Raw genomic sequence first — 14145 nt, forward strand, 5'->3', positions numbered from 1 at the left:
AACAAGGCTCCGCCAAAAAGTATTATGAGAGCAATGATGGGAATAATGATTTTTTTTCTATCCATATTTATTATTTATTTATAAATTAATTGGTAAATCAAGGCGTTACCTCTTTCCATTCACCTGCATCACATGGGGCGCATTGAATCGTTGGGCAAGGGTCTGATATGCAAAGAGCAGGCGCCGGCTCATTACAACTATCTAAGCAATGATAGGGTATGTCTTTGCCACAACGCAATTTAAGTGTGGCTGGATTGGTGCAGTAGGTCGAATCATTAGGCACGCAAGTCCGCGTACCATCTGGTTGGCATTGTCTTTCGGCTGTACAAGACTCATTATCCGCAGCATTCCACGGATTCTCGCACAGCCAAGTGGTTTTTGTATTAGGAGGAACGTGGGTAAGCACGGGAAAGCTGGGATTAGTCGGGTTGGGTACACCTGGAGCACAGAAGGTGGCTCCCCCTGGCCAATCAGACAAGCCCGGTGGGTAAGGGTAGAACGTGGCAGCTGTACCGCAAGCGTGACAGGCGCTGATGGAGAAAGGTGCGTTAGAAACGACGGAGGGATAGTCGATGGAATTATAGCAAGTTGCAGATGCGATGTGCGACGCTGAAATAAAATATGACTGCATAAGGGGGCCAAAAGAAGTCGGACCACTCGAAATCGCACTGAGATCTAATTGAGCATCGCATCTGACTGAATTAGTGGACGTAAGGGTGATACCGACACTGCCACCGCAAGCAACAGAATTAGGTACTGCGGTGATTGTTGCGACAGGACGAGGTTCAACAATAAAAGATGTCATAGCGGAAACCGATGCTCCAATAGCATTAAGGCAAGTGGCATCGACAAGGTGCATACCTGCTACGGTATAGGGACCGTAAATGAACGTGCGGTTGACCGGTCCGTTGGAAATCATGATTCCATCGACGCTGACCGTGCAGGACGATGCGTTGGTCGAGGAGAGGCTAAAAGTAGGACTACCGCCAAAGGGAATTGGACTAGTGGCAGTGATGTTCACAGTAGCCGCCGGGTAGGTTGTGACCGTGGCGCTGCAGGCTCCGCCCGCTAATGAGCGATTATAGGTCTGAACAGTGCAAGTTTCTGTTCCAATCTGTCCCGCATTGAAAGAAAATGTAGTAGCATAATTAACAGGGATCCAACCACCAGTCGAAATCAAGCCGGTACAATTCACATAAGCAATAGTTGCCGTGCCAGAAGAATTCACACTAAATGTAGAAGATCCAGCTAGTGTCAATTGAGTTGGACTGAAGGAAGCTGAGCAAGTTGGCAAAGTACAATCCCACGTGCCCGTACAAGACCCACATCCATTAGTACTAGGATATCTGTACGTTGTACAATAAAGATTGGCGTCCGAACAAAGCGGTGGCTTTGTGCCAGTGCAAGTTCCGCAAGTAACTGGGTAATCAACGCCGACGCAAACACCGCCACGACCAGAACAATCAGGTAACCTCGTGCCAGTACAGCTTCCGCATCTATTACTAGCATACACGATACCCGAGCAAACACCACTCGCCCCTGAGCAATCAGGAGGGGCTAATGTGCCAGAACACCAGCCACCACAGCCATTGGGAAATGATTCCCAAGTGCAGTAATTTTCTTGACCGGCGCAGCTTGGAACACAACATTCAGCATCCGAACTACAAGAATCAGCAAGACCCATCGTACTGCAAAGATCAGCCGTCCCAAGATATACCGGAAAACCCATAACGAGAACATAATCATGAGACACGGCATCATGATCACAAACCGGTCCAATTGCCAAGCATTGTCCACCAGCACACTGCTTTATTGCTGAAGAATTACAAGCCGAAGCAAATTTTGGCGTACCCATTGCGAGGACACTTTTTGAAGAAAAAATACTTTCTTGTATATCATTTTTAAATATCGCCAAATTCACATCTGCACTGGCCGGATCATTTCCAGGATATGCCAGTTTCCAATCATCGACCGTCAGCTCATCTGCCTTGTCCGAAGCTTTTTCTAAGATTTCCCGTGCCTTATCTTTTTCTCCTAGGCCGAGATAGGATACGCCAAGACCATTTAGAAGCCAAGCATTTTCTGGAAATAGCTCTACACCCTTTTCCGCCACCTCTCGCGCTTCGGCATATTGCTTGTTTTGATAATAGGCCCAAGCCAAATCATTATAGCCGGCCCATTCTTTAGGATAACTATCAACGAAGGCCTGAAAATCAGCTTGAGATCCAGCGTAGTCCTCCAAATAGCCTTTGGCTAGACCGCGCATATAATGAGTACGCTTTTGATCTGGATTTATGCGCAAGGCATTATCAAATTCCTGGATTGCATTGTCTAATTCACCCTCAACAAAATAAACCCGCCCAAGCTGGTAACGCGCAGTATCGAAGTTTGGCGCCAATCGCACGGCAATCCTATACCACTTCTCAGCCTTATCTAAATCGTAGACGTTTTGATTAAAATTTTGACTACCTCTTTGCATGGCAATATCAAATCCGTAAAATCTTACAACCCCTACTCCGCCGACCAATACCAAAATGAAAACCAAAGCAACTGCTATTATTATTTTTTTTTGCTTAATCCTTCTGGCAATTTTTTTTGTCATTTTTATGAATGTTTACTTATTTGACAAGTAACTTTGAGTTAACAAGATCAAGATGGGCTGAGGCATCCTTGTCCAGTGGCTTTATGCTCAAAGCTTTTTTATAACTCTGTTTAGCTAACTCAGGTTCGTTATTCTGAAAATAAGCATCGCCCAAGAGTCTATAAGCAGCACTGTCTTCTCCAATAACACCAACAGCATTACCATTCATCTCTATTCCTGGCCAATTTTTATATGGTTTATCTAAATCATGATCAAATTCGACAGCACTCAAGGCAAATTGCTTAGCCAAATCAATATCACCCCTCCTAAGATTGATACTAGTTAAAATCAGATATGTCCCCATCTTGTAAAATGGATGCAATTCATCCTGGAATCTTGGATCGTCCTTAACTTTTAAGGCATAATCCATTGCGGAAACAACATTTCCATTTGCCTCCATCGCTCTGCTAATAGCATAATTTGCAATCAGTCCTCCGAAATCATCCATAACCTCAGTTCGAATAGGATACGGCTCCGTCTTTCTGGAATTAATTTCTACCAATTTCTTCTTTAGCTCAACAGGCTGAATTATATAATAGGCATTTCTTTCATCGGATCGCATGCTTTCCCAACTTTTTTCAAAATCAGTAAATGATATCTCATAATTATTTCCCAGAAAAAAATCATGCAACACTAGCATCTGTTCAGATTCCTTTATGCCAATAAGCACCGTGAGCGGATGAAAAGTTATTTCAGCAGGCTGATCCTTGCTTAGTGGAAAAAAAAGTAGCAAGGGAGTTTTTACTTTTGGATTAATATATTGCTTAAGTTCATCAATGCTTAATTGCTCACGCTTAAAAACATATTTATCCTTATAAAATCCATCCAAAAGCCTTCGGATAGAATCACCATTTTTAACTTTCTCTGACTTAATAAAATAAGAAATCTCAACAAAATTATTTGCTCCTGGGTTCCAATATTCTAATACGGACGCGATAGAGGAAACTGTGTCACTAAGATTTAAGTTACTCAAATTGCCTTGGTGATTAAACACATTAACAGGGGTGACGCCTGGAATGACATAGTCATAGTTAGAGCCACTACCCGAAGATCCGCTCTTCCAAGCAAACCAGCCTACAATACTCAGAAATAATATGACAACGATTATTCCGATTATATAATACTTTGTTTTTGCTTGTGGATCCATTTGCGAATTAGAGTAATCCATATTTTTTATTTTTTTTTAATTACTTATATAGGCAATAGTAAAAGTAAATATCAATAGTCACCGCTACCGTCTCCACTGCCACCACCATCACCGCCACCACTGCCACCACCACCGGGAGGAGGTGGGGCATCCGCACTCACGACAGGGATAATATGTCCGCCAGAGTTTTTAGTATCATTAACAGCTGACTCCAGTTTGGTTAAATTAACTTCCGCACCACTGAAGAAAAGTTTTCCCAATAATGAAGAAATAAAACTAAAGCCCACGATTGCGGTCACTAAAAAAATAGTCCTGGTTGTAATTTTTTTTATAGTTGTCATATTTTTTATTTTTACCTTGACTTAACTTCCCTGATATAATATCATAATCTTGACATTGTTGCAAACAGGCCACCTGTGGATAACTCTTAATTCTACTCATCCAAAGCCATGCGATTACGACTTGCGATTTCCGCTACAGATCTCATCAAAAAAATTTCCAAAAAAGGAAACTCCCATAAATTTCTAAAAATTTCTTTAGCTTTCTTAGAAAACCACTTTGGTAGCCAAATATTGCTCGACGTTCCGAGTGGACTGCAAGATTTTCAGCCAGATTCGTTTTCGGCGCTTGGTGTAGCAAGTAAATTAAAATCTCTGGGATTTATCCAAAAAGTGATGCCTCAAGAAAAACTCCCAGACGAACCCTTTGCTTATCGATTCTACGTCGGGTCAATGGAAAATGCCCACGGAGAAGGAATTGATTTCTTTAGCGAAGAAAAAGCTATTTGGAAAGCACTGGCAGAAGCTATTGAAAGATTTCTTTGGTATACTTCTGAAGATTTTTATGTATCAACGCTGGTCAAAGCTCCTCTTAGTAAACTCAAGGGTAAAGCCCTTAACATAACATCTCTCATTGGATTTTCCCAAGAACAAAAAAAACAATTCCCCATCATATCTTATGATAAAAATTCCGTTTTTGGCTGGTTAAAAACTCACTCGCTAACTAACGAGGAGGTTTGGTGTCCTGCTCAATTGTTCAGTAGCCATTATACACGCCACCATGTAAAAACACTTCGAGAGTCCACAAAAGAGGAACCTATGCTACGATGGGCAATCACTACTGGCCTAGCTACGGGCAGATGCCTTGAAGAAGCTACGACAAAGGGAATTCTTGAAATAATTGAGCGCGATGCCTTTATGATCAGCTACCTCAATCAGATATCTCCACCAGTGATTGATCTTGAATATCTTTCTAAGCAAGACGAGGGCATTGCTAGTATACTTAAAAAATTTAGGCGGTATAATTTAGAGGTAAGTCTCATCCAACTACCCAGCGACTTTCCAGTTTTTATCATAGCAGCAACAATTATCGACAGAACTGGAATAGGCCCAGCATTTTCAATTGGGGCAAGCGCGGATTTCAATCTCAGGACATGTATCTTAGATGCTCTTTCTGAATCCCTTGCCACACGCTTAGCTACAAGAGACAAATATAGACACAGGCAAGAGATAAATATAGCTGAGATGAACCGTGAAGGCAGATTAATCTACTGGGCCAATCCTGCTAATCTACCTAAAATAGAATTTATTACCAACGGTCCTAAGCTTAATATTAATCTTGAAAAAAACTTTTTCCAAATCGAAGAGGACTTCGATTATAAAACATACTACGCTGCAAAGCTAGCTATACTGACCAACAAGTTGGGTGAATTGAAATACAAGGGATATGTTGCAGAACTAACCGCCAGGTCTATCGAAAAACTTGGATTAAGATCGGTCCAAGTGGTCATCCCGAAGCTTCAACCGATGCACTTGAATGAATCCATTCCCTATTTTAGCGGGCCAAGATTAAAAAATATTCCAAGACAATTCAATTATTCTCCAAAAGAACCAGTAAACCAAGAGCCACATCCCTTTCCATAAAAAAATTCATAATTAATTTATCTTTAAAAAAGATATGTTCGGAAAATTTTCCAAAGAATTTCACAAACAAACCGACTTTAGCTTTCCTTTAGGTTCCCCCCCATCCGATCCTCAATACTGGCCCAAAGAGTGGAGGGAGATTTATCACAAAGAATATCCGCGTCTAGCAAGAGTTTCTTTATCTCAAGATCTTCTTGACCTGGGAGATTTCGAGGGCAGTCTCATGAATAGATCTTCTCTGCGGGAATTTGACATCAGTAAATCATTGACGATGGATGAACTCTCAACTCTCCTTCTTTATTCAATAGGAGTGAAGCCATCTTTTGGAAAATGGGCCAGCATAAGACGCTTTTATCCTTCTGGCGGAGCACGCTACCCCCTGGAGGTCTATCTTCTTATTCAGCGTGTTGACGGCATTATCCCTGGAATCTATCATTACAATGTCAAGGATCATATCTTAGAAACACTCTCTACTGACAAGGAAGATTTGTCCTCCTTGAAAGATGGCCTTTATTATCCCTGGTCAAGAGACGCGGCTGTCGCCTGCTTTATCACAGCAGTTTGGGATCGTAATTTTATGAAATACAAGGATCGTGGCTATCGTATCGTGCTCATAGAATCAGGCCATATGGCTCAAAATATCGCGTTAACTGCTTCTGCCCTAAATATCGGATGCTGCAATTCTGTAGGATTTCACAACTCACATATCAATGAAACGCTAGATATTGAACACGAAGACGAAGATTCATTGTGCATGGCACTATTAGGCAAATAGGATATATATACCGCATGGAATACATGAAAGAAAAAATTGAAAAACTAAAAAACATCATACAAGCGGAAGGGATAATTTTCAGTAACCAGCAAAAAATAATCGGTCCTAGCGGCAATGAGGAGAGTTGGATATTCGACCTCAGGAACGTTTTTCTTAAGCCAGAAGCATTGGAACTTATTGCTGATGTATTCTGGAAAATATTCAAAGACAAATACCCTTTTCAAGTTGGAGGGCAAGAAATTTCTGCTATCCCCCTCATTTCTGCAATTATCCTAAAAAGTCAGCAAGAGAAAATGCCAATAAGCGGTTTTATAATCAGAAAATCCAGAAAACCACATGGACTACAGAAGATAATCGAAGGCCAGGTAACAGATGAAAAGATTATCCTAGTTGATGATCTTATCAATGGCGGACGGGCACTTGACAAACAGGCTAAGATTCTAGCAGACATAGGAAAGAAAGCAGACGCACTCTTTACTCTGATTAACTTCAGAGGAATGGAAAATATTGACAGGCTCAAGAAAAACCACATGGAGCTAACTTCTCTCTTTACTCTGGACGATTTTGACTTACTTCTAGAAAGATCTAACATCAAAATTTTTAAAAGACCTTTTCGCGAGATGTGGAGATTCAATGGGCCAGAACCTTGTTATTTTCATCGCGTTCCCAAGTCCACGCCGTGTCTAGATGGAGACAAGATATTTTTCGGAGCAGATGATGGTTTTTTTTACGCACTCCGACAAGCAGATGGAATGGAGTCTTGGAAATTTAAAGTTGGCTACAGCGCTAATGGGAAAAGCATTTTCTCTTCCCCTGCTATATATGAGGATACTGTTTATTTCGGATCTTATGATGGCAACGTCTATGCCCTCAATAAAGACTCCGGAAAGTTGAAATGGAAGTATATGGATGCTGATTACATTGGATCATCTCCAGCATTGGCACCGGATCTTGGGATGCTTTTTATCGGACTAGAATTTGGCTTATTTGCTAAGAAAGGAGGAATTGCTGCCCTAGATTTAAAAAACGGAAAAAAAATTTGGACTCATATAGTGCAAAATTATATACACTGCTCCCCTGCCTATTGTCCGGAAAGAAAGTTCGTTGCAATCAGTTGTAATGACTCTTTCACATATTTATTTGATGCAAAAAATGGAAAACTGAGATGGAAATTCCAAGCTGGCGGACCGACAAAAGCCAGTTTAGTTTTTGATTTGAAGCGGAATCTCCTGATTTTTGGATCTTTCGATAAGAATCTTTATGCATTAGATATATCTACTGGAAAGATCAGGGGCAAGTTTGAAGTCAGTGAAGCAATCAACTCCACGCCAAAAATTCAAGGAGATGATGTTTATTTCACATCATTGGACAAAAATATCTACAGCATCAATCTGGAAACAGGGAAACTTAATTGGCGCTTTCTCACTGGAGGAAGAGTCTTTTCCTCCCCGGAAATAATTGAGAACAGGCTGGTGGTCGGCTCAAACGACGGAGGAGTATATGAATTAAATATGCAATCCGGTCAACTCGAATCCTATTTTCAAACTACCGAAAGAATCACGAATAAAATAGTCTACAACCCAGAAACTAAAAGATATTTCGTCCTGACTTATGCCAATGAAATTTATTGTCTCACAAAAAATGCGGACGACAAAACTGACTAGTCGCCAGAGGTTCAATCTCTATCGTGGAGGCTGAACCTCAAATAGCTAACTCAAAACAACTCTTTTGTCGCGTCAACAGAACGGCTAATTGCGACACCCTCTATCTCAAAAAAGAAATTATCCCGACAAATTTCTACGAATAGTGGATTATAGGGAAAAGTCCATTCAATTTCTCGGTAAAGTTTTGCAAACTCCTGGTGCATTCTTTTATTCTTGAAATAAACATAAGCAGTGACAATATTGTTAAGCGACATCTTATTTTTCTCAAGCAGGTGCGCAAAGCAACTCATCACGTAGGCCACATTTTCCTTTGGACTGTCTAGTAGGATTGAGTTGCCATATCTATCCACACTAGAGGTGCCGGAAATATAAAGTTTTCCAGTCTTATCTTTTGGACAAGCCAAAAGCATCGCCCGAGAAAATTTCGGACCATACTCCTTCGCCTCGCATTGCATTTGAGATTTGATCCGACGCTTAATTATTCCTGACTTACTTTGGACGGCTTCAAATCCTACACTGATCTGCGCGCCATCTGCTAGTTGTGCGTCGATGCCTGTCGCAGCCGGATATTCCCTAATTTCATTTTTTTCAAAATAGGCATTTCGTGCATGATTAAACCCCTGATAATTGACAGGGATATCTTCCATATAATTCCAAAAGCGACAAACATCTTTGAGTTGAAAATCATTCGCTTTCAAGATTGATTCGAGGTGCTGGTAGTTTTTTCTCGCTTGACCCGCAAAGTTTAATTTTTTGTCAATCAACTTATCCACCCCGGTGACAGACAAAAATTTCACGTCGCCCGATTGATAGCTAACCCCCACCACTCTGCCGGATTTTTTGATATACTTGAAATTTTCAATCCCGCGCACAGCTTGAATCAACAAGCTCGACTCTTTTACTTTTTTTCCAGCCTCAATCAGTGGATTGTCCCCAATAAACAGAGTCGGGTATTTTGCCAAAATATCCGCATATTTTTCAGCATAACCGTATCCCCCAATAAAAGTTAGCTTCTGAATAATTAGACCTTTTTCTTTAATTTTTTGGATAATAATCCTCAAATTTAACTTATCACTTTCTCTGATTGTGATATAAAATTCTTCCGATCCACAAAAGTTATTTTTTTTGACTTGAATATTTTTCATAGAGTCTGATCAAAAAATTAGACGAAATAATCCACATGCGTCGTTCGCTTATAAAATCTCGACAAATCCAAATTTTCCCCGAAGGAATTATCCGAAAGATATTCGATTTTTTGGACAATCCTGCGCTCAGGAAAATTATATATATAAATAAATTTGCAACTTAAGAAAAATATGAACTTTCCATCATGGGATGCCTCGATGGTTTTTATGGTTATAGGCTCTAAGTTAGTATTGTTAATAATTTCTATCAATTCTGCTGGGTCAACACTGGAATCCTCTTCAATATCTTGATAATACATCATTTCCATTGTCTGTGCATCTATAAAAACCAACCGATTAGGTTGTCCGAATGAACACACGTAGGTCTTGCCGTCATAAGAAAACACTTTATGGCTGGTCATCCGGTATATCAAAGGATGCGTAAAGGTCGCTTTTTTTTCCATTATCCCATCTTCGCTCAAAGAAAATCTGTCAATTGCTGCCGGTCCGAGATAATATACACGATCCAAGAACTCTATAAAATTGTGCGATGACACGAACACATCACCAGAAATACGATCAACTTCAAAATGCGCGGGGCAACAATAGGTCGTTTCATAATATTTCACTTTTTTATCATTCAATCTCACTAACATAATCGTCCCAGTCCCTATTGTAAAGGCATACTTTTCATCTTGACAGATGTCAAGAATATTTTTTCCCTTTGTTTGGCAAAAAAAATTAAATCCGGGCTTGAGTATGATTTTTTTTGCTGACTCCAGATCATTGAACAGATCTGGTAAAAAAACCCTTTCTTTCTTCAAACAATATTCTCTATAAATGTCTTCGTAAACATGTAATGCATATTTTTTAGCATCGTCCCACATCTTGCCGGACTTATTACTTTTAATCTGATAGGTAAGAAAATCCGAGTTAAGTAAATATTGACCGACCTTACGAGTAACATGGGGTGATGAGCCCAGCAAGGTCGGCATCGCATAAATCTCTTCAACCTCTGAAAAATCCAATTTTGCCCTATAGAAACGAAGTTTACGCCTAAAATTTAACCCGGATTGGGTAATAACACTAAAGTAAAACTGATCAGGAACATCTTCATCCCTGCAAAAAGTAGCCCCGAAATCAACTACCTGTTCATCATGATCAAGTCCGATGTCTTCGCCAGTATAAACATTCATTGTATTATTTTCAAAATCTACCTGCGTGAAATAACGAGTTTTTTCATAAAAAGTCAGGAACGCATTTCTCGTTCCTACTCGAATCGAACAATGTGGATTTTGAGCAGAGCTCTGAAGTCCGAAAATATAATCATCCTTAAGATTGTTGATTAAGGAGATATTTTCTGGATAATAGCTGACGATGTACACAAATTCTTGGCGTAAAAAATCAAGAATAACATAAGTAAAAAAAAATGGGCGCCAGTCTTCCTTGTGTGCCAAATAGAATATCAGCGGATCCTTGAAACTTTCTCGTATAATAGGATCGATCGAGATAGGAACTTTGAAAGTGTTTATTTTTAGCTCTATCATATTGCGTGAAAAAAAATTTATTAAAAATTGGATGACTTAATATTATGACCAATTTCTGGATATATACAGCAACTTTTTGATAATTTTAAAAATGGTACTTTTTTCAAATTCTTCCATTTTTTGCTTATTCAACTCATTATTTTTAACATAGCCAATGCAAGGACCACTACATTCTTGTTTTTTAAAATAAGAGCATTTTCTGCAATCACTCCCAGAATAAATTACTGCGTGATCAGCTTGGTAATGAAATATTTTTTCTGAAAAATTCTTAACCTTTTTCAGATTAGTGAAAGATAAGATGTTTCTTGCCTTAAGATTATCAGTGGCAAAGCATGGAAATGCGCTCAAATCAGCAGAAATATCAAGAGTGCCTAATTTTCCCTGACAACCCCAACCCCTAATTTTTACCTTTTCATTTCTTAGTTGCTCCATCTGATATGGTTGGAACATGCACGGGGTAAAACCGCAATTCAAAGATATCTGAGAAGCGCCAGTTTGCTTTAATCTCATAATCAATCCCATCATTCCAGCGACAACCCTCTCATATTGGATCGCTACGGAGTTAAGCTTATTGGGAATCATATTATTTGCAATGCCCAACCTTATGAAATCAATCTCGTTATCCCTGACGAAATCTACCAAAGAGGTATCATCAAATCTCATACTGTCAATGGTTATATTGCCGTAGATAGTAGATGTTTTTTTTAAAAATTTCAAATTTTGTTCTGCCAACGTTCTTATTGTCTCAGAGGCAAAAATGGCCGCGGTAATATTAAATGCATACCTTATAGACGGGCCCTTACTAGCCATCCAGAAAGCCAGCTCCTCAGAAAAAATTCCATTCGTAAAAAGCATAACCCTCAAGTTACGCGATAGCACTAATTCTATAATTTCTTTGAACCGGGAATGTAGAGTTGGCTCGCCTCCCATCAATCGAACCTCTTTTTCATTATTATTTTCCAAAAAATTAAGAATTTTCTCAAAATCAACCAGATCCATCTCTTTTTTACTTGCAGCGGCCATCTCATTTTTAGCAAAACAATATGAGCAAGAAAGATTACATTTCTCCGTAAGTAAAATATTGGGATTTATTTTAATAAAATCTTTCATTTATTTACAATGATTAAAACCACTCCCGTCAAATAACGCACTTACTCCAAGATGGACGCCGACAGCACCGATGACAAACATAAAAAAAACCTCGCTCTCTTATCTCATTGAAAAAAATTCTTGCCTCATTACCATTCACGATCTCCCCTATTGTTTTATCAGCTATGTTGCCCCAAGAGAAAGGCATAAGCGCGCACACAGGATAAACATCTCCGTTCGCACCAACTCTGATCCAATCCCGGACTGACTGACAATTATCTATGGAATATATATTATTGGAACACCATAGACGAATTTCGGCAGACGATAAGTCGGGAAAAAAATTGATATAAAAAGGATGCTTATCCTGATGATTTCTCCTGATAAGTTCAAGTCTTGCAATCAATTGATCCGCTTCGCTTTCTTTAATATAAAAATTATGCTCCATGGCCTCAATCATCCTACTTAAGGGTGCTTTCCAGTTCAGTCTTTCCTCTAATTCACTAAGGGCTTTTTTGGTCAAATCTGGATCTGACCATTGGACAAGAGAGAAAGAAAGTCCCGCTATTTCCAATCCGTCACACATCTCGATAACTTTCTCCAAATGATCAATATTGAAATTATGCACTAAAGTATTGATAAAAATACTTGGTGACTTCCTGCCCATTTTCTTTTTCAAATTTCGAATCCTGTTTATCGCATCAAAAGTCTTCTTAAAATTGCCATCTCCTCTCAGCTTATCATGACTTTCCTGACAACCATCTACGGAAAACATCAAAGCTTCAAGAGATTGATCTATTATCTGGTTAGCGAGATCATCATCAATCAGCGTGCCATTAGTAAAAACCGTAACGCCGACATTCTTAAATTTAGCATATCTTAACATAGTCGAAATATCTGGGTGCAAAAAAGCTTCACCCCCAGTAAGAACCAGTGAGAACGGCATCTTCTTTTCTGTAAACACATCCTCTTTCGAAACTTCATCTATTATTTTTTTATATAGGTCAATGGGGAGAAATATATTAGGCTTCGCATCGCTGATACATTTCTTCTTGAACCCAGCCAAATAACACATTTTACATGAAAGATTGCATGAGTTTGTTATTTCAATAGTAATTCTTCGAGGATAATTTTCCATTCTTTTGTAACTTATTCTTCAAAATTTTTAGCATAGTATTTATAATACCAAGCTGACGGCATTATGTTTAAAAATTGATCACTGTGAGCCATTTTCAAATATTTCCATTGAAAGTATCCGGAGATAGCTATCATAGCTCCATTATCACAACAATATTCAGCTTTCAGCGGAACTTTGAAATTGATATTGCGCTCTCGGCAAAAGGAGGAGAGGCTGGAACGCAACATCACATTCATCGCCACTCCGCCAACCAAATGAACCTCTCTTGCACCCACTTCTTTTACTAATTGAGAAATAGCATCTATTAATAAATCAAACAGTCTGCTTAGCAAACTAGAGACAAAGTTATTTTGAAAAATCATCTTATCATCGCCCTCCATAGAGTAATAGCCAAGCTCCTTTAATTTTTGAGAGATGTAAGACTCTACTCCTTTAAAAATAAAGGTATCATTTTCTTTTAGCAAAATTAGTCCGCCTAAAACATCCAGGTATTTCGATTCACCAGAAAGAGCCAATTTCTCTAAATAAGCGCCCCCTTCACCCCTCCTTATATCCAAATTCATCAAATGGCATATAACATCAAACAACGCACCTAAGCCTCCAAATCTATCATTATCATCTCGCCAGATTATTTCCACCATTTTTTCAGCTCCACCAAGATAATCTATCAGATAAATATTGGAATGTGCACCAGACATATTCAAGCTAACTATAGGAAAAATAAATTCCTCAATATCCCTGTCCAGCCAATTGGCAAAAAGATGAGCGATTTGATGGTTCACTCCAATGATTTTTTTATTCAAGATACAGCTTACAGTATTAGCACAAATCGCTCCTACGGGCATAGCATGAAATGGACCTTCTTGGCACGAAGCACTTATTAAAAAAATGTCCTGGGAATACTTTTCCAGAATTGGCCCCACTAGCGAGAGAATATTTTCATTGTGAAAGTTGAAAAATTTGCGGGCACTCTCGACCGTAAAATCAATATCTCTTCTTTCATTAATCAGAACCCTTCCGCTTTCATCCACCAACCCCACAGCAGAAGCATGAAAAGTTGTATCAATACCCAGTATATATCTTGCCATTTCAATCTCG

General features: G+C 39.2%; 11 protein-coding genes. 3 read left to right on the top strand and 8 right to left on the bottom strand.

The genetic code is table 11. The features are described from left to right. Positions 1-97: 97 nt before the first annotated feature. The 3 genes from WC848_00005 to WC848_00015 are packed head-to-tail and all read right to left on the bottom strand — an operon-like array spanning position 98 to position 4129. Complete coding sequence (locus WC848_00005) at positions 98-2602, bottom strand: tetratricopeptide repeat protein (GenBank protein ID MFA5961054.1); 2505 nt, start codon at positions 2600-2602, stop codon at positions 98-100. A 16-nt stretch (positions 2603-2618) separates the two neighbouring features. Next, the gene (locus WC848_00010) at positions 2619-3809 is read right to left on the bottom strand and encodes a tetratricopeptide repeat protein (protein MFA5961055.1); all 1191 of its coding nucleotides are present in this window, start codon (positions 3807-3809) and stop codon (positions 2619-2621) included. Between the two features lie 50 nt (positions 3810-3859). Next, complete coding sequence (locus WC848_00015) at positions 3860-4129, bottom strand: hypothetical protein (GenBank protein ID MFA5961056.1); 270 nt, start codon at positions 4127-4129, stop codon at positions 3860-3862. Between the two features lie 108 nt (positions 4130-4237). Between WC848_00015 and WC848_00020 the strand changes: the two genes are divergently transcribed. The 3 genes from WC848_00020 to WC848_00030 are packed head-to-tail and all read left to right on the top strand — an operon-like array spanning position 4238 to position 8149. After that, a complete protein-coding gene (locus WC848_00020; protein ID MFA5961057.1) occupies positions 4238-5710 on the top strand; it encodes a YcaO-like family protein in 1473 nt (490 codons plus the stop codon). 34 nt (positions 5711-5744) lie between these two features. Then, positions 5745-6485: a SagB/ThcOx family dehydrogenase gene (locus WC848_00025; GenBank protein ID MFA5961058.1), complete on the top strand. Its 741-nt coding sequence runs from the start codon at positions 5745-5747 to the stop codon at positions 6483-6485. A gap of 23 nt (positions 6486-6508) precedes the next feature. Further along, a complete protein-coding gene (locus tag WC848_00030) occupies positions 6509-8149 on the top strand; it encodes a PQQ-binding-like beta-propeller repeat protein (protein MFA5961059.1) in 1641 nt (546 codons plus the stop codon). A 50-nt stretch (positions 8150-8199) separates the two neighbouring features. On the opposite strand, the gene WC848_00035 is transcribed toward WC848_00030, so the two are convergent. Genes WC848_00035 through WC848_00055 form a run of 5 tightly spaced genes read right to left on the bottom strand, consistent with a single transcriptional unit; the run spans position 8200 to position 14135 of the window. Continuing rightward, entirely contained in the window at positions 8200-9294 is a 1095-nt protein-coding gene (locus WC848_00035; GenBank protein MFA5961060.1) for a hypothetical protein, read from the bottom strand. A 17-nt stretch (positions 9295-9311) separates the two neighbouring features. Then, the gene (locus WC848_00040) at positions 9312-10820 is read right to left on the bottom strand and encodes a hypothetical protein (GenBank protein MFA5961061.1); all 1509 of its coding nucleotides are present in this window, start codon (positions 10818-10820) and stop codon (positions 9312-9314) included. A 42-nt stretch (positions 10821-10862) separates the two neighbouring features. Further along, the gene (locus WC848_00045; GenBank protein ID MFA5961062.1) at positions 10863-11930 is read right to left on the bottom strand and encodes a radical SAM protein; all 1068 of its coding nucleotides are present in this window, start codon (positions 11928-11930) and stop codon (positions 10863-10865) included. A gap of 28 nt (positions 11931-11958) precedes the next feature. Then, the gene (locus WC848_00050; GenBank protein ID MFA5961063.1) at positions 11959-13047 is read right to left on the bottom strand and encodes a radical SAM protein; all 1089 of its coding nucleotides are present in this window, start codon (positions 13045-13047) and stop codon (positions 11959-11961) included. A gap of 11 nt (positions 13048-13058) precedes the next feature. Continuing rightward, on the bottom strand, positions 13059-14135 hold the full coding sequence (locus WC848_00055) for a hypothetical protein (GenBank protein ID MFA5961064.1): 1077 nt from the start codon (positions 14133-14135) through the stop codon (positions 13059-13061). Between the last annotated feature and the right edge of the window lie 10 nt (positions 14136-14145).

The organism is Parcubacteria group bacterium (genome assembly GCA_041659505.1).
GTDB lineage: Bacteria > Patescibacteriota > Minisyncoccia > Moranbacterales > UBA2206 > UBA9630.